The sequence below is a fragment of the Lysinibacillus sp. GJ-1 genome (assembly GCF_021166035.1).
GTDB classification, from domain to species: domain Bacteria; phylum Bacillota; class Bacilli; order Bacillales_A; family Planococcaceae; genus Lysinibacillus; species Lysinibacillus sphaericus.
Window position 1 is genome coordinate 730,511 of the sequence record NZ_CP088912.1, and the last position, 19,749, is coordinate 750,259.

General features: G+C 36.6%; 27 protein-coding genes and 1 pseudogene. 23 read left to right on the forward strand and 5 right to left on the reverse strand.

Going from position 1 to position 19,749, the window contains the following annotated elements:
• Positions 1–73: 73 nt before the first annotated feature.
• Together mgtE and LO754_RS03305 are read left to right on the forward strand one after the other, a co-directional pair.
• Positions 74–1,450, forward strand: a complete 1,377-nt coding sequence (gene mgtE / locus LO754_RS03300) for a magnesium transporter (protein ID WP_024362539.1) — start codon at positions 74–76, stop codon at positions 1,448–1,450.
• 53 nt (positions 1,451–1,503) lie between these two features.
• Entirely contained in the window at positions 1,504–1,929 is a 426-nt protein-coding gene (locus LO754_RS03305) for a hypothetical protein (protein WP_024362540.1), read from the forward strand.
• A 66-nt stretch (positions 1,930–1,995) separates the two neighbouring features.
• On the opposite strand, the gene LO754_RS03310 is transcribed toward LO754_RS03305, so the two are convergent.
• Complete coding sequence (locus LO754_RS03310; RefSeq protein WP_024362541.1) at positions 1,996–2,520, reverse strand: CotY/CotZ family spore coat protein; 525 nt, start codon at positions 2,518–2,520, stop codon at positions 1,996–1,998.
• Positions 2,521–2,655: 135 nt separating this feature from the next.
• Here LO754_RS03310 and LO754_RS03315 point away from each other — a divergent pair, with 135 nt between their 5' ends.
• From LO754_RS03315 to LO754_RS03340, 6 genes are all read left to right on the forward strand, one after another.
• A complete protein-coding gene (locus LO754_RS03315) occupies positions 2,656–3,060 on the forward strand; it encodes a YhcN/YlaJ family sporulation lipoprotein (RefSeq protein ID WP_227665410.1) in 405 nt (134 codons plus the stop codon).
• Complete coding sequence (gene spoVAC, locus LO754_RS03320; RefSeq protein ID WP_024362543.1) at positions 3,060–3,515, forward strand: stage V sporulation protein AC; 456 nt, start codon at positions 3,060–3,062, stop codon at positions 3,513–3,515. Before LO754_RS03315 ends, spoVAC begins: the two co-directional genes overlap by 1 nt.
• On the forward strand, positions 3,509–4,504 hold the full coding sequence (locus tag LO754_RS03325) for a stage V sporulation protein AD (protein ID WP_024362544.1): 996 nt from the start codon (positions 3,509–3,511) through the stop codon (positions 4,502–4,504). Before spoVAC ends, LO754_RS03325 begins: the two co-directional genes overlap by 7 nt.
• 15 nt (positions 4,505–4,519) lie before the next feature.
• Positions 4,520–4,879 carry a stage V sporulation protein AE gene (gene spoVAE / locus LO754_RS03330; protein ID WP_374116275.1) on the forward strand — a complete coding sequence of 120 codons (360 nt, stop codon included), beginning with the start codon at positions 4,520–4,522 and terminating at the stop codon, positions 4,877–4,879.
• Between the two features lie 64 nt (positions 4,880–4,943).
• Entirely contained in the window at positions 4,944–5,111 is a 168-nt protein-coding gene (locus tag LO754_RS23600; RefSeq protein WP_080653321.1) for a YjcZ family sporulation protein, read from the forward strand.
• Positions 5,112–5,301: 190 nt separating this feature from the next.
• Positions 5,302–5,550, forward strand: coding sequence for a stage VI sporulation protein F (locus LO754_RS03340; RefSeq protein WP_024362546.1), 249 nt, complete (start codon positions 5,302–5,304; stop codon positions 5,548–5,550).
• A gap of 114 nt (positions 5,551–5,664) precedes the next feature.
• Here the strand turns inward: LO754_RS03340 and LO754_RS03345 are convergent, their stop codons facing one another.
• The 3 genes from LO754_RS03345 to LO754_RS03355 form a co-directional block, all read right to left on the reverse strand.
• Positions 5,665–6,093 (reverse strand): GNAT family N-acetyltransferase, encoded by a 429-nt coding sequence (locus LO754_RS03345; RefSeq protein ID WP_231785608.1) that lies wholly within the window; start codon positions 6,091–6,093, stop codon positions 5,665–5,667.
• A 3-nt stretch (positions 6,094–6,096) separates the two neighbouring features.
• Positions 6,097–6,612, reverse strand: coding sequence for a YjcG family protein (locus tag LO754_RS03350; protein ID WP_024362548.1), 516 nt, complete (start codon positions 6,610–6,612; stop codon positions 6,097–6,099).
• Between the two features lie 83 nt (positions 6,613–6,695).
• Positions 6,696–7,415, reverse strand: coding sequence for an alpha/beta hydrolase (locus LO754_RS03355; RefSeq protein WP_025218681.1), 720 nt, complete (start codon positions 7,413–7,415; stop codon positions 6,696–6,698).
• Positions 7,416–7,527: 112 nt separating this feature from the next.
• Between LO754_RS03355 and LO754_RS03360 the strand changes: the two genes are divergently transcribed.
• The 4 genes from LO754_RS03360 (at position 7,528) to LO754_RS03375 (ending at position 9,396) form a co-directional block, all read left to right on the forward strand.
• Positions 7,528–8,109, forward strand: a complete 582-nt coding sequence (locus LO754_RS03360; RefSeq protein WP_024362550.1) for a phosphatidylglycerophosphatase A family protein — start codon at positions 7,528–7,530, stop codon at positions 8,107–8,109.
• A 476-nt stretch (positions 8,110–8,585) separates the two neighbouring features.
• Complete coding sequence (locus LO754_RS03365; protein ID WP_231786380.1) at positions 8,586–8,957, forward strand: hypothetical protein; 372 nt, start codon at positions 8,586–8,588, stop codon at positions 8,955–8,957.
• Positions 8,872–9,054: a thermonuclease family protein gene (locus LO754_RS03370; protein WP_231785609.1), complete on the forward strand. Its 183-nt coding sequence runs from the start codon at positions 8,872–8,874 to the stop codon at positions 9,052–9,054. The genes LO754_RS03365 and LO754_RS03370 overlap by 86 nt, the downstream gene beginning before the upstream one ends.
• A gap of 129 nt (positions 9,055–9,183) precedes the next feature.
• Positions 9,184–9,396: a sunset domain-containing protein gene (locus LO754_RS03375; RefSeq protein WP_231785610.1), complete on the forward strand. Its 213-nt coding sequence runs from the start codon at positions 9,184–9,186 to the stop codon at positions 9,394–9,396.
• A 93-nt stretch (positions 9,397–9,489) separates the two neighbouring features.
• Here the strand turns inward: LO754_RS03375 and LO754_RS03380 are convergent, their stop codons facing one another.
• Positions 9,490–9,690: a hypothetical protein gene (locus LO754_RS03380; RefSeq protein ID WP_231785611.1), complete on the reverse strand. Its 201-nt coding sequence runs from the start codon at positions 9,688–9,690 to the stop codon at positions 9,490–9,492.
• Between the two features lie 51 nt (positions 9,691–9,741).
• On the opposite strand from LO754_RS03380, the pseudogene LO754_RS23605 reads away from it, so the two are divergent.
• The 11 genes and pseudogenes from LO754_RS23605 to LO754_RS03430 form a co-directional block, all read left to right on the forward strand.
• Positions 9,742–9,975 (forward strand): annotated as a pseudogene (locus LO754_RS23605) (manganese efflux pump); the annotation flags it as partial.
• Entirely contained in the window at positions 9,973–10,320 is a 348-nt protein-coding gene (locus tag LO754_RS23610; RefSeq protein ID WP_304364566.1) for a manganese efflux pump, read from the forward strand. The pseudogene LO754_RS23605 and the gene LO754_RS23610, both read left to right, overlap by 3 nt.
• A 272-nt stretch (positions 10,321–10,592) precedes the next feature.
• Positions 10,593–11,189, forward strand: a complete 597-nt coding sequence (gene isdC / locus LO754_RS03390; RefSeq protein ID WP_025218684.1) for a heme uptake protein IsdC — start codon at positions 10,593–10,595, stop codon at positions 11,187–11,189.
• The gene (locus LO754_RS03395) at positions 11,189–12,712 is read left to right on the forward strand and encodes an NEAT domain-containing protein (protein ID WP_024362555.1); all 1,524 of its coding nucleotides are present in this window, start codon (positions 11,189–11,191) and stop codon (positions 12,710–12,712) included. Before isdC ends, LO754_RS03395 begins: the two co-directional genes overlap by 1 nt.
• A gap of 84 nt (positions 12,713–12,796) precedes the next feature.
• Complete coding sequence (locus tag LO754_RS03400) at positions 12,797–14,044, forward strand: NEAT domain-containing protein (protein ID WP_231785612.1); 1,248 nt, start codon at positions 12,797–12,799, stop codon at positions 14,042–14,044.
• Positions 14,045–14,073: 29 nt separating this feature from the next.
• Positions 14,074–14,979 (forward strand): heme ABC transporter substrate-binding protein IsdE, encoded by a 906-nt coding sequence (gene isdE, locus LO754_RS03405; RefSeq protein ID WP_420798344.1) that lies wholly within the window; start codon positions 14,074–14,076, stop codon positions 14,977–14,979.
• 153 nt (positions 14,980–15,132) lie between these two features.
• Entirely contained in the window at positions 15,133–16,098 is a 966-nt protein-coding gene (locus LO754_RS03410) for an iron ABC transporter permease (RefSeq protein WP_231785614.1), read from the forward strand.
• A 6-nt stretch (positions 16,099–16,104) separates the two neighbouring features.
• Entirely contained in the window at positions 16,105–16,875 is a 771-nt protein-coding gene (locus LO754_RS03415) for an ABC transporter ATP-binding protein (RefSeq protein ID WP_024362559.1), read from the forward strand.
• A gap of 12 nt (positions 16,876–16,887) precedes the next feature.
• A complete protein-coding gene (gene srtB / locus LO754_RS03420) occupies positions 16,888–17,664 on the forward strand; it encodes a class B sortase (RefSeq protein ID WP_231785615.1) in 777 nt (258 codons plus the stop codon).
• A gap of 282 nt (positions 17,665–17,946) precedes the next feature.
• On the forward strand, positions 17,947–18,474 hold the full coding sequence (locus LO754_RS03425; protein WP_231785616.1) for a YceI family protein: 528 nt from the start codon (positions 17,947–17,949) through the stop codon (positions 18,472–18,474).
• 316 nt (positions 18,475–18,790) lie between these two features.
• Positions 18,791–19,717 (forward strand): NAD-dependent epimerase/dehydratase family protein, encoded by a 927-nt coding sequence (locus tag LO754_RS03430; protein WP_024362562.1) that lies wholly within the window; start codon positions 18,791–18,793, stop codon positions 19,715–19,717.
• The last annotated feature ends 32 nt before the right edge of the window (positions 19,718–19,749 follow it).

Here is a 19,749-nt window from a genome sequence, read left to right on the forward strand (position 1 = left end):
CACTATTATATAAAAGGTAGATTTGCGTCAATGAACGTAAAATAATTTCAACGCTCGGAAGGAGGGGACAAGCATGATAGAGGAAAGAAATGAAAAGGATGATGTGCAATTCGACGAGGCACATTTACGTGGTATGCTAGAAAACAATGAAATTAACGCATTCCGTGATGAGTTTTTAGAACTTCATCCATATGATCAGGCAACGTTTTATGAAAAGGTGGAGCCTGATATAAGGAAGATCATCTATTCGTACTTGTCTCCGACGGAAATGGCTGATATTTTTGAGGCAATCGAAATAGATGATGACGAATATACAGCGTATTTAGCTGAGATGGATCCAGCATACGGTGCAGAAATGCTGTCCCATATGTATGCTGATGATGCTGCAGACGTTTTAAATGAGTTGGATACAAAGCAACGAGAAAGCTATTTAGGCATGATGGATGTAGAAACAGCTGAAGAGATTAATGAGCTTTTAAGTTATGATGAATATACAGCTGGTTCTATTATGACAACTGAATACGTAGCTATTCCTGAAAATTCAACTGTTCGTTCTGCAATGGCGATATTGCGTAAAGAGGCACCAAATGCCGAAACGATTTATTATATATTTGTTGTGGATGAGGCACATCGACTAACAGGGGTTATTTCACTCCGCGATTTAATCATTGCTGATGAGGATACACTTATTCGCTCCATTATGAATGAACGAGTTGTAATGGTGCATGTGGGTGATGACCAAGAGGAAGTAGCACAAATTATGAAGGATTATAATTTCCTAGCAACACCTGTTATTGGTGATCAAGGTGAGCTTTTGGGGATTATTACTGTCGATGATATTATCGACGTTATTGATGAGGAAGCATCGGAAGACTACTCGAAATTAGCGGGTATTTCCGATATGGATAAGTTTGATACTAATCCTTGGCAAGCAGCAAAAAAACGTTTGCCTTGGCTTGTTATTTTATTGTTTTTAGGTATGCTAACAGCGAATTTAATGGGGCAGTTTGAAGATACATTAGATAAAGTAGCGTTGCTTGCTGTCTTTATTCCGCTTATTTCAGGTACTTCGGGGAATAGTGGCACACAAGCACTTGCTGTTGCCATTCGAGGCATTGCGACAGGTGATGTCGAAGAACATAGCAAAATGAAGCTGTTACTTCGAGAGGCAGGTACTGGCATCTTAACGGGAATTGTTTGTGGCCTGATTGTTATTGGTATTGTATATATATGGAAAAGTGAATTAATTTTAGGGATGCTTGTTGGTGCAGCAATTTGTGGTTCGATTTTAGTGGCAACACTTGCTGGCTCATTTATCCCATTATTAATGCATCGTATGAAAATTGATCCGGCTGTTGCATCGGGTCCGTTTATTACAACATTAAATGATATTACGAGTATTTTAATTTATTTAGGACTAGCGACCGTGTTTTTAAGTCAAATAGGCTAAGAACCAATTTCTTCACTTTTGCATATTGTAGGGAAAAAAGGGAAGTGATAATTGTGGAGCGAGAGCCACGCCTATATATAAAGTCACCAACTTATTTCTTAAACATTTCTAAAATGCTACATGAATTGGATTTGGATGAAAGTACGTCTGTCTATGTAAGAGATCAATACGACAGTGAGTCGAGTCTAGATGAAGCGGTACCTAAATTAGTGAAAGAACAAGTAAATGAAGAAGTAAACGAAGAAATGGACGAATATATTATAAAGCAGCTACAGTTTTTAGAAAAACCGTTTCGTCAAAAAGCTTATCAACCATTATTAATCACTTTAAAGGATGGTAGAAGACTAAGTGGAACTGCTTCAGATATGCAAATGGATTCCCTATTGTTGACGTCCAAGGAGTTCAATACACAAGAAATTATTTACTTCGAGGATATTGAACAAATATTATGGCGGGGGAAACAATTGCCGATATTATAAAAAAAGTGTACAGCAGAGGATGCTGTACACTTTTTTTTTATGTGTAGTGTGTCAAAGGAGAAAGACTTAATTACAAATCCCTAAGTCAACATCAGCGATACATTGAACAGCGCAGAAACAAGATAAATCCACAGTGATACAGCTATCAGTAGAGTTCCAATCATCTACTTTACAAATTTTCTTCATATTTACGCAGCAGCCATCACGACTTAATAAGTCTACAGTGCTTTCAGTAGAATCATAAGTACATAATGGTTCTAAAACGCGTAAAGTAGCACAGCATTCATCAAACATATCTTCGACACGGAAAAATACTGATGTACATTTACAAGGATCTGCTGATGGTGAGCTAAAGAATGCTTTAAATGGAGTACCGTCTTTTGTAATAAGCATGAATACGCGTGTATCTGCTGTTGAGCGTGCAGGACTTACGATCCCGCCTAGTGGTTCTAAGAAACAGTTTGCTGTACATGGAGAACACTCATCTCGCACCGCTTGATTTTGAATATCTAAAATTGCACGCACCACGTCACATACGCAGCCTGCTGAATGGATAGGTCCAATAGGATTTGTTGGTTTACCACAACCCATATTGTCACCTCCTTTCTTTCTAACTACTTCTACAATATGTGCTTTTGAAAAATGGACTCGGGCTTTCGTTTACTTATTCAAATGAATAGTTTTTTTATGTGTGGAGAAACTGTTAGGAAAAGGAGGGTAAATACCTTGAGGTTATTAGGAATGATGTTGCCTCTATTCGTCTGTATGACATTGCTTATTGGATGCACGGAAAAAGAAAAATTTATTGTCTATGGTTCTCCACAAAATGAAGCAGAGCTTGAATCGGTATTAAAAGAAGAAAAATCGGTTGAAAAATCAACTGTCATTCAATATGACGATAAAATGCTTGTGGCTGTGCAAATTAAACCATTGAAAAAATGGAATACGACTAAAATAGAGAAGAAACTCCAAAAAAAGTTTGATGAAAAGTATCCCAGCAAAGAGGTTTTTGTTTCAGCCGATTATAAAATATTTTATGAAGCCAATAAAATAAAAAAGGACCAACTTGAAGATAATAAACTAAGCAAGAAAATTACGGAGCTGCAGAAGCTTGCAAAGGAGGAAACATAATGGAAAAAGAGCAATATCAACAGCTAGAACAAAACATAACACCGCCTACCCCTTACTTAAAAAATGCCGTTAAAGCATTTGTGGTAGGTGGTCTCATTTGTACAATTGGGCAGGCGGTTTCTCTTTTTTATATCGTTTTCTTTAATTTCACAGAAGCAACAGCCGGAAACCCAACCGTTGCAACGATGGTATTTTTTGCAATGATTTTAACAGGCTTTGGTTTATACAAAAGAATTGGTCAATTTGCAGGAGCAGGTTCAGCAGTGCCTGTTACAGGGTTTGGGAATGCGGTAATTTCTGCTGCAATTGAACACAGATCTGAAGGTTTAGTACTCGGTGTTGGCGGTAATTTATTCAAATTAGCGGGATCTGTTGTGTTATTTGGTGTAGTATCTGCATTTTTTGTTGCACTTATTAAATATATTCTTGTGACGATAGGGGTGGTTTCATGGTAATCATCTTTCCGTCAAAACCATCGTTGTTAGCAGGAGGCGTAGTAGCAGGACCGTTAGAGGACCGCAGTACTTTCAAACAATATTTTGATACGGTCTACGACGATGAGCGCTGGCAAATGGAAACAAATGAACAAGGCCATCGAAAAATGGTTGAAGAAGCTTGTGAATTTGTTATGAAAAAAGGTGGTATTACAACTGCAGAAGTTGATTATTTATTAGGTGGCGATTTAGTTAACCAAATGACGCCTACCAATTTTGCGGCAAGGGAATTAGCTATTCCCTTTATCGGATTATTTTCAGCTTGTGCTACCTCTGTTTCAGCTGTAATTGTAGCCAGCCTTTTAACGGAGCTCGGAGCTGCAAATTATTCAATTGCTGGGGCATCAAGTCAACACAATGCGATTGAACGTCAATTTCGTTATCCCATTAATTATGGTGCACAGAAACCTCAAACGGCGCAATGGACTGTAACAGCAGCAGGTTATGCGCTGGTTGGTAAACATCGTGAAGATGCTCCTTCTATTGAAGCAGCCACGATAGGTAAGGTCATTGATTATGGAATGGATGATCCATTTCATATGGGTGCTGCTATGGCTCCTGCTGCCTTCCAAACGATTAAGTCTCATTTAGAGGAACGTAAACAAGAAATATATCATTATGATTTAATTTTAACGGGCGATTTAGGACAGCTTGGCTTAAAACTGCTTAAAGGCATGCTTGTCGAGAGTGGCATAAAAAATGAGGAGTTAACACTTTTACGCGATGCTGGAGCGGAATTTTACGGTCAAGATGAATCCTTTCAATCGGGGGCGAGTGGAGCAGGCTGTTCAGCGGCTGTTTTTTTTAGTTATGTAATGCAAGAGCTTCGTGCAGGGACATATAAACGAGTGCTCCTTGTGGCGACAGGTGCATTGCTATCTCCACTTTCGTTCCAACAGAAAGAGACGATCCCATGTACCGCACATGCGATAGAAATTACAATGAAATGAGGCAACAGCATGGTTATGACTTTTATATTTGCATTTATTGTAGGAGGCATTTTCTGCGTTATCGGTCAATTATTAATGGATGTTGGTAAATTAACGCCAGCACATACATTAAGTACGTTAGTCGTTGTTGGTGCAATTCTAGATGGAATGGGCTTGTATGAGCCACTCATTCATTTTGCAGGTGCAGGTGCTACTGTACCTATTACATCATTTGGTAACTCCTTAACACATGGTGCAATGGCTGAAGCGGAAAAGCATGGATTAGTAGGCGTATTGACTGGCATGTTTGAAGTAACAAGTTCGGGAATCAGTGCTGCAATTGTTTTTGGCTTTATTGGCGCATTAATTTTTAAACCAAAAGGGAATATTGACTAGACGAATACCCCTCTCTTGCCTGCAACTTTACATATTATAGGTTGTAGAAGGGAGGGGTGCTTTTATGGGATATCAAGGCTGGTGTGCACAACCTTATGGTAATAATGTTGCTGGTGCAAATAGCTGGAACTATTGCGGAGGCAATAACAATAATGGAATGGGCTCAACATTTGTCTTAATTGTTGTCCTATTCATTCTCCTAATTATTGTTGGCGCTACTTTCGTAAGTTAATTAGTCTAGCTAAAAGCTCTAGAGAGTTTTAGATATATAGGCTTTAGCTTTTTTCTGTGAGTATATAAAAAACTTACTGAATAAGGTTAGAGCCTCCAACAGTTGTCATTGATGTTTTGTGTACGATTAGTTACCGTTTATGAATCATTCGCGACAATAACGTTGAGGTGGAATTGATAGGAGGGGGAACATGCATCGCTCGTTTTTTAATTCGATTGAACAAAAGACAGGCGTATCAATGGATGAAATCTTTGCATTAGCTAATGCAATTCAACATGCTGATTTCACCAATGAGAAACAAGTAAGAAAAATAGTACGCCGTGTAGGCAAAGTGTCTAATAGACAAATTACACAAGAGCTTGAGGATAAAATCGTAAACTCTATTATTCAAGATGGCGCTTCACTAGATTTCGAAAAGCTTGCTAGAATGATGAAATAATGATGAACGTTTGTCTATTTTGGTGTGAGAAAGAGCTCCAAATAGAGAACACGCTACAAAGGCATAAAAAAAGGTGTTACGACTATGCTTTTAGCATATCGTAACACCTGTTCATTATATCGCTTTTTCCATTGCTCGATGAGGTATTCCAGCATCCATAAATTCAGGAGATGTTACCGTGTAACCAAGCTTTTCGTAAAAAGGAACGGCGTAGCTTTGAGCATGGAGTTTTAATTTCTTTTGTTGAATGGAAATTGCGAATTTCTCCATTTCTTGCATAATTAAAACGCCAAGTTTTTTGCCCCGCTGACTTTGTAAAATACATACGCGTTCAATTTTTGCAGTATGATCTTCAATGCTACGTAGACGAGCAGCACCAACAGGTTCATTGCCTTCATACATAATAAAATGTGTTGCTGTTGCATCTAAAGCATCACATTCTAAATGAAGCGGAACACCTTGTTCCTCTACAAATACTTTTTTACGAACAGCAAATGCATCAGCATGTTCTTTCTCTGTTTCGACAATCTTAACGTTATACAAAAGTCATTCAGCTCCAGTCAATCGGAATGTTTCATATGTTGTCCATGACCCATCTTCCAATTGGTATAAAAGATGAATACGATCGATACTATCATGTTCATCAACCCCAGTCATGCGGAGTTGCCCAAAAATATCATCATGTTCTGAGTCGGTCATTTTTTGTGCAATCGTGATGTGTGGAACAAAAACATGCTTAGAGTCCCCAAAAGGAATTTGTTCTTCCAATACACGATGGAATGCTTGTAATTGTTCAGTTGGTTCGATGCGGAAATAAATCGCATTTGTTGTTGGGAAAAACGAACTAATGCGTGATGCATGAATATTTAAAGGCGCATGTTTAGCAGCAATATCATCTAATTGCTTAACAATAGATTGAATATCGTCTTCTGTTGCATCAAAGCTGTCTTTTAACGTCATATGCGGTGTAATCTTCGCATAATGAGGATCGTAACGTTTGCGATACGTGTTTGCTAAATCTTGCAATTTTTTTGATGGAAATGCCACAATTCCGTACTTCATAGTCCATTACCTCCCGAAAATAAACGATTTTTCTATCTAAGTATAACAGAAATTTCAAAATACGTAATTTGAATCGCCTAACATTAATTGAAATTTTCAATTAACGCACGTCTTAAATCAGGTTTCCAATATTTCCATGTATGATTGCCATCAAACTCTTCATAAAATGTAGAGAAGCCTTTACTTAACATTAGATTATGCAACTGTCGATTTGGCGTTAAAAAATCTTTAACGGTTTTATCCATTGTCACAACTTTATCTTCATTTTTTCCGACGATATGATAAATAGAAATAGCTCCTGGATCTTTAAACTGTTCAACCGCTTTCAGTACATCTTCGTCAACATAAGGTGATTGTAAAATAACCTTGCCAAAAATACTCGGATACTTTAATGCAGCCATTAAGGAAGCGGTTGCAGCCATAGAATCACCGATAACTCCTCGGCTCATACCCATTTGGTACGTTGCATATTCAGCATCTAAATAGGGAACAAGTTCATGTGCTAAAAAGCGTAAGTAAGCTTCATGTTGCTCACCACTTGGAATATATTTAGTACGGCGATCTTTAATATCTTTGTATGGGACAAATGCAATGATTAAATTTTCGATTTCATAGTCATCGATAAGTTCATCGGCTAGTTTTGTAATACCTCCAAGTTGGAAATAATCTTTACCATCCGAAGCGATGAGAATATTATATTTGTATAGTGGAGAATAATTAGCAGGGACGTAAATATATAGCTGTAATTCCTCCTGCAATGCTTCACTATAGAACTTTAAATCTTGTACAGTTCCCTTATCCAATGATGACACTCCTTCATGTGTTTGTGACAAAATTGTACCATATTACGAAAGTAAAGGTATAATAGGTTGGGCTAACGTTATGTTAGCAAAAAAACTGAAATGAGGGTTAGTTATGCATGATAAAAGTATTCGCGTACAGTCAGAAGAAGTGGCGAAAGCAGCCCAAGCTGCACTAATTCGCCGTGGTGTAGAGTTAGAAGACATTGCTGAGATTGTTTATGAAATGCAAAAATCCTACAATGTAGGCTTAACATTAGAGCATTGTATTCATTCGGTTGAACGTGTATTACGTAAACGAGAAGTCCAACATGCAGTATTAGTTGGAATAGAGTTGGATGAATTAGCTGAAAAAGGGTTATTATCGTCACCTCTACAACAAATTATCGAATCCGATGAAGGCTTATTCGGAGTAGATGAAACGATTGCATTGGGGTCTGTGTTTACATATGGAAGTATAGCTGTAACAACATTTGGACATTTAGATAAACAAAAAATCGGTATTATTAAAAAACTTGACACAGAGCCTGGACATCATGTTAATACATTTTTAGATGATTTAGTTGCCAGCATTGCAGCTTCGGCAGCATCACGTATTGCTCACCGCATGCGTGATTTAGAAGAAGAAGGCGAAACATTTGCTGATATTGAGCCAGAAGAGCTCGGTCCAAAGCCAAAACCACATAATGAAATTTAATAGTGTAATATCATAAATGCCTTCAATTGAGGGAATAAGGGAGTCGACAAACTCGTATTTTTCAAGTTTGTCGACTCTTTATTTTGTAACGGGCGTTCTGAATTTTTTAAGCATACTTAAAAATTTCAGAAGAAAACTAATCAAATCCATTGTGATATTAGTCGACTTTATTGATAATAGAATTAAATAAAGTATTGTAGGAAGTAAGAAAAGAGGTACTGAAAATGAGTGATAAAGATATTAAAACGTTAATCACTAGCGGAACAATTATTTTTGCCGTTGTATTGTATTTAATATTTAGATAAATTATCAGGTCTTCAGTTTATAATATAGCTGGAGATTTTTGATTTTGGCGATATCCGTAAGGAATTAATAAGGGGATCATTATTATGTATCATTTTTTATTTTTGTCCGGACGATTCTAAATTAGTAATGGATATTTTCTAGATTTAACTTTAAGGAAGTAGGATATGAATTTGAAAAAATTATTTTTAGCTTTATTGTTTTCAACATTGCTGATTAGTGGATGTACAGAAGAGGCTAGCACCGGCAATGGTAAAACTGAAGATATACAAGGGATTGTAGCTTCAACAAAGGAATCTGCTGAAAAGCATGATGTGAGTAAATTTGAAGAATATAAACTACAAGAAATAATTGACGGGGACACAATCAGAATAAAATATAACGGCAGTTCCGAAAAAATACGTTTTCTTCTTGTAGATACGCCTGAAACGAATCACAAAACGTTAGGGGTGCAACCTTTTGGTAGAAGCGAAAGAATTTACAAAACAGTTACTAGCTGGACAAGATACCGTTTATTTAGAATTCGACGTTTCCTATCGGGATAAATATAAAAGGTTATTAGCTTATGTTTATACGAAAGATGGTATTAGTGTACAAGAGCAACTATTGAAAAATGGGTTAGCACGCGTACTATATTTATGAGCCAAATACGAAACATGTAGATTGGTTTAAGTCCATTCAAAAAACTGCGCAACAATCTGCCATTGGTATTTGGTCAGTTGAAGACTACGTAACAAATCGTGGTTACGATAAAGAGTATATACTAATGCTGTGAAAGAAGAAAATCCATCTAAAGCAAGTAAAGATGAGTCGAATAATACTAGCAGTAAAAAGAATTGTACTATTAAAGGAAATATTAATTCAAAAGGTAACAAAATTTATCACATGCCTGGACAACGTGATTATGACAATACTGTAGCAGAAGCCATGTTCTGTACGAAAGAAGAAGCAGAAGCAGAGGGGTTTATTCCCGCTAGGCAATAATGTCGTAGGAAAAGTTAAATTTTTTACTTAGGGGATTGTCGGGATAATATGAATTTACAACAATCAGTCATGTTCCTGATAATCCCTCATTGTTTACAATGGTTTTATGGGTTTAAAGTGATTGTATCGCGCTTTTGTTTTATTATCGCGGGTAACTTCGCTCAAATCGCGGGTAATGTTGAATAAATCGCGGGTAAGCCATGTTATATCGCGGGTAAAGCCGTGCCAATCTCGGATAAATCCCCGCACTTCATTAATTCCATTGCATTTTCCGGTAAACGCCCAATTGAACATAAAATTTTCCTTCTCATATGATGAGAAAATGGAGAATCGTTTAAAAGGAGGGAAATCATGCATTGGATCACCATTATTTTTATTGGTATAGCAGCCAATCTAGATAATTTGGGGATTGGTTTGGCCTATGGTGTTAAGCGAGTGAAGATTCCCATCTTATCGAATGCAGTAATTGCTGTACTGTCAATGATTGTCACTTTTGTGGCAGTAACGGCTGGTAGTACAGTAATAGAGTATATTTCGCCACATACAGCCAATCTTTTAGGGAGCCTTCTGCTATGTGTGATTGGGATATTTACACTTTTCTCTAATCGTTTTTCCAAGCATAGCATTGCTAAAAATCCTGAAATATTTGACGAAGATAAAAATCATATTATTTCTATGAGAGAGGCAATGACACTTGGGTTCGTGTTATCGGCAAACTGTTTAGCAGGCGGAATTGCCATCGGTGCAAATGGTATATCCGCGATTTGGACGGTCATCTCGATAGGCACATTTTCTTTTATCACAGTGGGTTTAGGAAGTCATTTTGGTGTCCTGCTAAGTAAAACATTTATAGGGAAATACTCTACCGCAATATCAGGATGGTTGTTAATTGTTATTGGGGTTTTTGAAGTTTTTGCTAAATAATAAAAATAATAGGATATTACTGTTTGATGCAGTAATATTCTTTTTTTTTTAGGGAATTTTGACATATTAAAGACGTTTTTAGATTGCTAGTTGACATTCATTGGTAGCAAAGATTATCCTTTGGTTAGAGAGTGTAATTGAGAATAATTTTCGTTTACATTTTCATAATATTGCTTTCATGGAAATATTGAGAATATTATTCGTATCAATTATAATGATTAATGGAAAATGGATAAAAATTTTCCATAATAATTAGAGGAGGCGTGCAACACATGAAGAAAATAATGATGTTGGTCATGCTAGTCAGTATGGTTATTTTTAATTTAGCATTACCACATGCATCTGCTCAACTTGCTGATGGTACTTATTCTGTAAAATATCAGGTCAATAAACCAGATAGTAGCTCTGCATCAATAGCAAACGATTATTTCGTAAAGCCTGCAACGGTGACAGTAAAAGGTGGCACAGCTACTGTACAACTTACATTAAAAAATAGTGCTTGGATTACGAAATTTCAACCACCAGGAGGAGCTTCGGTTGTTAGCGAAGATAAGGCAGCTGATACACGTGTTGTACAATTCACAGTGAAAGATTTATCAAAGCCAGTTGTAACATCTATGAAAATTGATATCGATGATATTAATTATCACCATGAATATAGCGTTTCCTTAGTATTTGATGCACCAGCAACTGGAAGTTCAGCAGCTACAGCAGCACCAAATGATACGACAACGCCAACAACATCTGGAAGTCAAGTGCCTAATCCACAAACAAGCGATGCGACGCCCTATTTGTTACTTGTTGCATTTGCAGGATCAGCATTTTTACTTTATAGAACAAAAAACAAAACAAAAATGGAGGGTCATTAATGACTAAAAAACGTCAATCTCGCGCAACAAAAATCGTACTTGCCTCATTATTAGCAGCATCACTTTCAGTACCATCATTTGCATCAGCAAAGGTAGCGGACACAACAACAACAGTTACTACAGATGTGAAAGTGGAAGAAAAAGCAGGAACAGCTGAAGGTACAGCTGTAAAATTCCAAACATTTAAACCAGGTACAGATGAAGCGGGATACATGGATAAATACTTTACAGGTACAGGCTTACTTATCGAAAAAGATGGTACATACACAGTGAAACTAACTGTTCCAGCTCAATTCGCTCCAACAATCACTGGTTTCCAAGTAAAACAAGGCGATAAATATGTCGATGCAACATTTGAAAAGCAACAAGATGGTTCAAGCATCGTGTCATTCCCAGTAGATCCAAAAGTGAAAACTGCGGCAAAAGTACACGTAGTTGTTCCAGCTCCAGCTAACATGGATAAATGGTACGAATTCGATTTCCAACCAGTAACAGCAGAAGAAGTAAAGCCAGTTGATGAAGTAAAAGAAGAGCAACCTGTAAAAGAAGAAACAACAACAGTTACAGATGAAACTGAAGACGTAAATGTTTATGAAGGTACTGTAACAGTTTATAAAAATGGCACTAAAGAAGAATCTATTATGAAAGACTATATTAGTCCAACTGTAGCAGTTGGTGATGCAGATGGCACATATGTAGTCGGCATGCATTTCCCTAAAGGTCAGTATGTTCAATCATTTAAAGTAGATGGTAAGGACGCTGTATTAGCAGAGGAAGATAAAGAAACAAATGAACGTATTTATACTTTCGAAGTAAAAGATTTAAAAGCACTTACAAACGCTGAAATTCATATTATCGTAGATGAGCCTAAAGCAGGCGTAAAATATGATTCTGTTCATACTGTACAATTTAGCTTTGATGTAGATTTAAGTAAACCAGTTACAGATACTGAAGAAACAACAATTGAAAATCCATTTAAAGATATCGATGATAACGAAAATAAAGAAGCCATTCTTAACTTACTAGCTTATGAGATTATCATGCCACAAGATAAATTCAATCCAAATAACAATTTAACACGTGCACAATTTGCATTAATGATTGCACGTACTTTAGAATTAGAAGCTACTGAAGTTGCGGGCTTCCAAGATATTAAAGGAATTGAAGCGGAACAAGCGATTAACGCGCTAGCTGAATATGGTATTGTTGAATCTCGTGATAAATTCAATCCAAATGGCATTTTAACTCGTCAACAAGGTGCGCTAATGATTTACCGTGCTATCCAAGCAGTAACGGAAGGCGACTTAAATGTTGAAATTTCATTACCATATGCGGACCAAGCGTCAATTGCTAATGATGAAGCGAAAGAAGCATTCTCATTACTTTACAAAGAAGGCATTATGACTGGATCTGTTGCAAAAGATGGTAAAACATACATCAATGCAAACAAACCATTAACACGTGGTCAAATGGCAAAAATTTTAAATAACTCTTTAGAATTCTTCTACGAATTTGAAGAATAATAAGGTTTAACAATAGCAACTTCCTTTCTCACATAAATGAGGAAGGAAGTTACTGTTGCTTTTAGAGAAATAGGGGGAATTTTCATGAAAACATGCAAAAGAAAAGTCATCGTATTACTAGCACTTAGTGCAATGTTTTTCTTATTTGCCCCTCATTTTAAATGGCTGTATGTGCAAGCTGAAGAAGATAGTTCACTAGGAAATGGAAGCTATCAAGTTGAACTAAGTTTTTCAACTCACGATGGAATAGAACAAAACCGATTTTTTAATGAAGAAGCGACACTGGACATGAATAATGGTCAATATACATTGTCTTTGACAATCAATCATCCATATACTTTACAAGATATACATATTGAACAGCCTGAAAAATCGCTTTCTACTATTTTAACGTGGACTGAAAATTTAGTTCAGTTTGATGTGAAAGACTTAAAAGAACCAATTCGAATAAAGGGTTTAGTGGCTTCTGAATTAGAAAAGGAAAGTCGTCCGTTTGAACAAGAGTTTCAGATAAGAGTGAAAGCGCCAAGTGAAGAGATTGAACAGAATACTGAAATCGCAGAAAGTGTGCCTGAAAAAGAATGGTCAATCGACTACATATTGTATGTAGATGGAAAAAAAGAACCATCGATTATGAATACGTATGTCAATCCAGTGGCTAAAATAATAGAAAAAAACGGCAGCTATTTTGCTCAGATGACGATTTTAAAATCATCTTGGGTAACGAGTCTAACCGTTGAACAACTAGGTGAGCAAGTAGCACCAACACTTGTCTCTATAAATGACAATGTGCGAATTGTCGAATTTGCAGTCGTTGATTTCCATCGCCCACTTCGGATGTGGGTACAAGTAGATATTCCAGAGATAGCGTATCATCATCAATATTTTGTGGATTTACAATTTAATGAACAACAAGTGACTCAAATTGTTGGGAAGCCTATAGAAGCAGTTCCTCCTAAGCAAAACGTGATGAGGAAGTCTCCTGCTATCGCTACTGAAAAAAGAGAGCAACCTTTAAAGAAAAATACAGTTGAGCCTACAATTAAGCCCAATTCGCTCCCCCTTCCTCCAGTACAGCCTACTGATACAACAATGGTGGAAGAACAGTTAGCTTTTGATCGAACACTTGATGCAAATGCGGAGGAAGCAGTTGAAGAACCTGCTGAAATGCAAGAGGAACAGAAAGCAAAAACTGAACAGACAAATAACAAAATGACAGTAAATCAGCAACTCGCACAGCTAGATAAAGTAAAAATTGTATTGCTTGTGCTTATTTGTATTTTATCAGGCTGGTTAGTCATTCGTCGTTTAAGAAATTCAAAAAAAGACTGAGATAATTAGGAGATGACGATATGTGCAATATAAAAAAGAACTGGTTTGCATTACTAGCACTGATGACCGTATTTTTAATCGCTGGTTGTAGCGGTGGAAGCGATCAAGCAAATGAAGACTCCACTGAAAAGGTTGAAGTTTCAACGGACACAACTGCAAAAAGTGAAAATCGTATTATTGCTGGCACAGTTGTAATAGCTGAAATTTTAGATAAGCTTGAGTTGGATGCAATTGCTGTACCGACGACTGAAAAAAATTTAGCAGAACGCTTTAAAGGCCTGCCTACTATTGGCAATGCAATGGAGCCTGATATGGAAATTGTAAAATCATTGAACCCTACGGACGTATTATCAGTGTCAACATTAGAATATGATTTACAAGATAAATTCAAGCAACTGAAAATACCTGTACATTTTTTAAATTTCCAAAGTGTGGATGCAATGATGGCGGAAATTAAAACGCTAGGTGAACGTTATGACCGTACTACTCAAGCTGAACAATTAGTGTCGGGTCTACAAAAAAATATTGATGCCGTCCAAACGGTTGCTACTAATAAGGAAGGACCTCGTGTTTTAATTTTACTTGGTATTCCAGGGAGTTACTTAGTGGCTACTGAAAATTCTTATGCAGGTGACCTAGTTAAACGGGCTGGTGGAATAAATGTCATGGAAGGGCAAGAGGCAGAGTACTTAGCGTCCAATACGGAGTACTTGCACAATAGCAATCCTGATATTATTTTACGCCTTTCACACGGTATGCCTGATGAAGTAGTTAAAATGTTTGACGAGGAATTTAAAACAAATGATATTTGGAAGCATTTTGAAGCAGTGAAAAATGGCAAAGTGTATGATTTAGAAGAAGAGTTATTTGGCACTACAGCTTCCTTACAAGTACCGCAAGCGTTAGGACAGCTAATGGAAATTTTCTATCGTTAATATGTATTTGAAATTGTCGCTCGTATAGCAAGTATCTTGCCGTAGGGCGCTTTTCTTATATTTCTAGTAGCCTTATCGTTTTATGATAACAGCTTACAAATCTTTCATCGCACAATAGATACACAAATACTAGCGGAATAAAGGAAGTCCGATATGACGAAAAAAATAATAAGCTTTTCAATTGTAATAGCGTTGTTGCTAGTGTCAATGATTTATTCAGCAACGACGGGTAGTATTAAAATGGGCTTTTTTGAATTTATAGGGGCATTGTTTGAAGAAGGGAATAGCCAGATGGAGGCGATTCGTGATTTACGCTTTCCTCGTATTCTTGTTGCTTTATTTGCTGGGGCTGCGCTTTCAGTTTCGGGGGTACTACTGCAATCTGTTATGCGTAATCCGCTAGCAGACGCGGGCGTTATTGGTATTTCTTCAGGGGCAGCTTTTGTTCAATTATTTATTATCTCGTTTTTCCCAGCGTTATTTTTTATGACACCAGTATTAGCGTTTATAGGTGGGGCATTTGCTTGTGCACTAGTGTTTGCCTTGTCATGGAAATCGGGTTTAAGTCCACTAAAATTGATATTAGTAGGGATTGCTATTAATGCGATGTTTACTGGTCTGACAGAAGCATTTTTAAGCCTTGGGGGCTCACTCAATACATCTGCTACTAGTGTGGTTGGGTCAAATTTAACGATGCGCACATGGAAAGATGTGTCGACCATTGCGACATATGGAGCAATAGGTTTAGTTGCAGCATTTGCGTTATATAGCTGGTGTAATCTACTTGTTTTACAAGATAAAACGGCAAAAAGTCTAGGCTTTAACGTAGCACGTGCCCGTTTAATAATTGCCGCGGTTGCTGTATTGTTATCAGCCGTGTCAGTTGTTGTAGCAGGTGTTATTTCATTTGTTGGTTTATTAGTTCCACATATTGCACGACGTTTGGTTGGTCATGATCATCGAGTACTTATACCATTTACCGCACTAGCAGGGGCCTTATTAATTTTAGTAGCTGATACAATTGGTCGAACGATAGTGGCGCCCATTGAAATTCCTGCTTCAACCATTATGGCAATTATCGGTGGGCCATTCTTAATATTCCTATTACGAAAAGAGTGAAGAAATATGGAAATACAAGATATTATCGTTTCCCATGATAATACACGCAATCATTTAGATGGTGTCTCAACGCAGATTCAAAAAGGTAAAATTACGACGATTATTGGTCCAAATGGCTGTGGGAAGTCGACTTTACTTAGTGTAATGTCTCGCAATAATATGCCGAAATCAGGGAATGTTTCTTTGGAAAATAAGGATTTAGTCCAGTATAAGCCTAAAGAGTTTGCTAAAAAGCTTGCGATTGTTTATCAACAAAATGATGTACCGAAAGATTTAACGATTGAAAAGTTAGTGAGTTTTGGGCGTCTGCCACATCATACAATGTTAAAACGCAATGATGAGGATGATAAGAAAGCGATTGATTGGGCTTTATCTTGTACGAATTTACTAGAAAAACGAGACAATGATTTAGTGGCTTTATCGGGCGGGGAAAGACAGCGCGTATGGATTGCAATGGCATTAGCACAACAATCTGAAATATTGTGCTTGGATGAGCCGACGACGTATTTAGATATTTATTATCAAATGGAGCTATTGGAACTGGTAAAAGCTTTAAATAAGAATTATGGTCTAACAATTGTTATGGTGCTTCATGATATTAATCAAGCGATTCGTTATAGTGATCATATTATTTTGATGAAGGATGGACATATTATGGCAGAGGGAGCTCCACGTGATGTCATTACAAAGGAAGTCATAAAAGAAGTATATGGTGTTGAAGCAATCTTCAATGAGGATGAACAGCTAGGCCTTTATATGGTACCAGTAGGTATTTAAGTTGGTGGAACGATGAAAAAATGGACATCTAGGTTATTAACAGTTTTATATATTGCAATATTTTTATATTCTGGTTTTGCTCTTGTAAAGTATCTCTATACCTATTATGAGTCTGCAAAGTCTTTAAAGGAAGTACAAACGATATATGCCGAAACGTTGGCAACTATCCAGGAAGAAGTTAATGACGAAGCAAAAACGACTGAGAAAATAAAATCAAACTATACGATAAGATCTCAATTTCACGATTTATTAGCTGTAAATGAGCGCATTGTAGGCTGGATTGCTATAGATGATACAAAGCTCAACAATCCAATTTTACAAGCAGAGGATAATGATTTTTATCTAACCCATAATTTTAAAAACCGTGAAAGTCGTGCAGGTAGCATCTTTATGGACTATCGTAATGATGCACTCGATATTAATCGCAATACGATTTTGTATGGTCATGCCATGAAAGATGGAACGATGTTTGGTAGTTTGAAAAATTACTTGAAACAAGATTATGCTGAAGCACATCGTACAATTTATCTGGATACCTTATATGAAGGTTATGATGTGGAAGTATTTGCAGCTTATGAAACAACTATTGATTTTTATTATATTGAAACCGAATTTAAGTCAGATAAGGATTTTATTCAATTTATTGAAGAAGTGCAAAAGCGTTCTGAAATTGATTTGAATGTAGCTATTGGACCAAATGATAAAATTGTGACGCTATCTACATGTAAAGATTCTGTCATGAGTGATGACCATCGATTTGTTGTACAAGGGAAATTAGTAAAACGATAACTTGCTTCAGCAAGAAGTTCGCTACTTCGACAAATTTTAAAACAAGAACGATGTCGAAAATAATGAAAATAAATTACTTGACGTAAATTGATTATTAATATATAGTAAGTTACATAAAGTAATTGATTACTTTTCGTAATGTAAAATAAGCTAAGAAGTACTCGAAGTAACTACATATGTTTAGCTCATTAATTTTTGGGTAACATAATTAAAGTAGTTACTTCATATTTTAACATATATCTCGAATTCGAGATATAAAACAAACAATTGGAGGAATTTAAAATGGCAAAATGGAATATCGATTTAGGACACTCAGCAATTAACTTTCAAGTAAAACACATGATGGTATCAAAAGTAAAAGGCGTATTCGATAGTTATTCAGCTGATATCGAAGCAACGGATCTTGCAGATTTAACAACAGCAAACATTACTATTACAATTGATGCAGCAAGCATTAACACACGTAGTGAAGACCGAGATAATCACTTAAAAGCAGGTGATTTCTTTGATACAGACAGCTATCCAAATATTACGTTTAAATCAACAAGCATTACCAAAAAATCTGCCGATGAGTATGCGTTAACTGGTGATTTAACAATTAAGGATGTAACGAAATCAGTCACATTCGATACTGAATTTAACGGTAAAGGTACAAATCCATGGGGTCAGGAAGTATATGGCTTCGAGGCAGAAACAACAATTAACCGTGAAGATTTCGGTTTAACTTGGAATGCTGCTTTGGAAACAGGAGGTGTCCTTGTAGGCAAGGATATTAAAATTTCAGTTGAACTTGAAGTGAACCCAGCTTAAACTAAATCTCTTAACTAAACATCTGCTCGACTTTTATTGGCAAGTGATGAGTAACGGAGCTAAACGCTTTCGTTTGGCGCTCATGGCATGCTTGAAAGTCTGAGCGGATTTTTTTATTTCAGGTGTTGGTTATTGTTATGTATTTTTACGAAAAAGTAGAATGAGTCTAGCAGTTTGTCTATTAGGACAAACAACCTCTGTAGAAGGAATATGTATTGTTATTGATAGTCTGTTAAAATAAACCAGCAATATGTTACTTGCATATTTTTAGCAATTAATGCATATAAAACATCATATTGTTTTTGGGGGCGATGGGATGAATGTATTAGTGACAGGTGGCTATGGTTTTATTGGCAGTGCTGTGGCAAGACGATTTTTTGAGGAAGGCGCCAATATTTATATAATTGATAATTTAAGTACGGGACATCTACGAAACATTGATTTTGAGCATAAATCCTACTTATTAAATGTTGAGGATGAAGTTTGCGAGCACTTCTTTAAGGAAGTTGCATTCGATGTGGTGATTCACTGTGCAGCGCAAACGAGTGTTCAACTTTCGATACAGGAGCCAATGAAGGATATTTTAACGAACATTGTAGGGCTTAGCCAGATGCTCTTCTTTTCGTCAAAATACAAGGTGAAACATTTTGTCTTTGCCTCTTCTGCGGCGGTGTATGGTAATAGTCATTATCCTCCGCTAGAGGAAACAGATGTGAGTGAGCCTATTTCAATGTATGGCTTAAATAAAAGTATTGGGGAAACGTATTGTGAAAAGTGGCAACGTGATTATCGTTTACCAACATTAATTTACCGTTTTGCCAATGTCTTTGGACCTAGACAGCGTATGCAAGGAGAAGCTGCGGTTATCCCTAGTATGTTAAAAAGTAGTTTAGAAGGTAGGCCCTTTACGATTTATGGGGATGGAGAACAGACGCGAGATTTCATCTATGTTGATGATATAGCAGATGCTATTTATGCTGGAGTAGAAGCTAGACTGCAAGGTATCTATAATGTTTCTACCAATGAAGCATGGTCACTCCATCAAGTTATATTATTACTACAACATTTAAATCACCCATTAGAGATACAGTATGCTCCTGCAAGAGAAGGAGATATAGAACATTCATTTTTAAATAATGAAAAACTGACGAAGGCGATTGGTTGGAAGCCCAAACATTCATTTGCAGAAGGCATCGAACTGACAATACAAGCTCTACAAAATGAAAAAATTGTTGAAATCTAAAGTGGATTACTCAACTATATCCTATAACTATA

Excerpts from the sequence above, each read along its gene's own strand:
- mgtE (WP_024362539.1), top strand. The coding sequence starts at position 74 with ATGATAGAGGAAAGAAATGAAAAGGATGATGTGCAATTCGACGAGGCA.
- LO754_RS03310 (WP_024362541.1), bottom strand. The coding sequence starts at position 2,520 with ATGGGTTGTGGTAAACCAACAAATCCTATTGGACCTATCCATTCAGCA.
- spoVAC (WP_024362543.1), top strand. The coding sequence starts at position 3,060 with ATGGAAAAAGAGCAATATCAACAGCTAGAACAAAACATAACACCGCCT.
- LO754_RS03325 (WP_024362544.1), top strand. The coding sequence starts at position 3,509 with ATGGTAATCATCTTTCCGTCAAAACCATCGTTGTTAGCAGGAGGCGTA.
- spoVAE (WP_374116275.1), top strand. The coding sequence starts at position 4,520 with ATGACTTTTATATTTGCATTTATTGTAGGAGGCATTTTCTGCGTTATC.
- LO754_RS23600 (WP_080653321.1), top strand. The coding sequence starts at position 4,944 with ATGGGATATCAAGGCTGGTGTGCACAACCTTATGGTAATAATGTTGCT.
- LO754_RS03340 (WP_024362546.1), top strand. The coding sequence starts at position 5,302 with ATGCATCGCTCGTTTTTTAATTCGATTGAACAAAAGACAGGCGTATCA.
- LO754_RS03350 (WP_024362548.1), bottom strand. The coding sequence starts at position 6,612 with ATGAAGTACGGAATTGTGGCATTTCCATCAAAAAAATTGCAAGATTTA.
- LO754_RS03360 (WP_024362550.1), top strand. The coding sequence starts at position 7,528 with ATGCATGATAAAAGTATTCGCGTACAGTCAGAAGAAGTGGCGAAAGCA.
- LO754_RS03380 (WP_231785611.1), bottom strand. The coding sequence starts at position 9,690 with ATGTTCAATTGGGCGTTTACCGGAAAATGCAATGGAATTAATGAAGTG.
- isdC (WP_025218684.1), top strand. The coding sequence starts at position 10,593 with ATGAAGAAAATAATGATGTTGGTCATGCTAGTCAGTATGGTTATTTTT.
- LO754_RS03395 (WP_024362555.1), top strand. The coding sequence starts at position 11,189 with ATGACTAAAAAACGTCAATCTCGCGCAACAAAAATCGTACTTGCCTCA.
- LO754_RS03400 (WP_231785612.1), top strand. The coding sequence starts at position 12,797 with ATGAAAACATGCAAAAGAAAAGTCATCGTATTACTAGCACTTAGTGCA.
- LO754_RS03410 (WP_231785614.1), top strand. The coding sequence starts at position 15,133 with ATGACGAAAAAAATAATAAGCTTTTCAATTGTAATAGCGTTGTTGCTA.
- LO754_RS03415 (WP_024362559.1), top strand. The coding sequence starts at position 16,105 with ATGGAAATACAAGATATTATCGTTTCCCATGATAATACACGCAATCAT.
- srtB (WP_231785615.1), top strand. The coding sequence starts at position 16,888 with ATGAAAAAATGGACATCTAGGTTATTAACAGTTTTATATATTGCAATA.
- LO754_RS03425 (WP_231785616.1), top strand. The coding sequence starts at position 17,947 with ATGGCAAAATGGAATATCGATTTAGGACACTCAGCAATTAACTTTCAA.
- LO754_RS03430 (WP_024362562.1), top strand. The coding sequence starts at position 18,791 with ATGAATGTATTAGTGACAGGTGGCTATGGTTTTATTGGCAGTGCTGTG.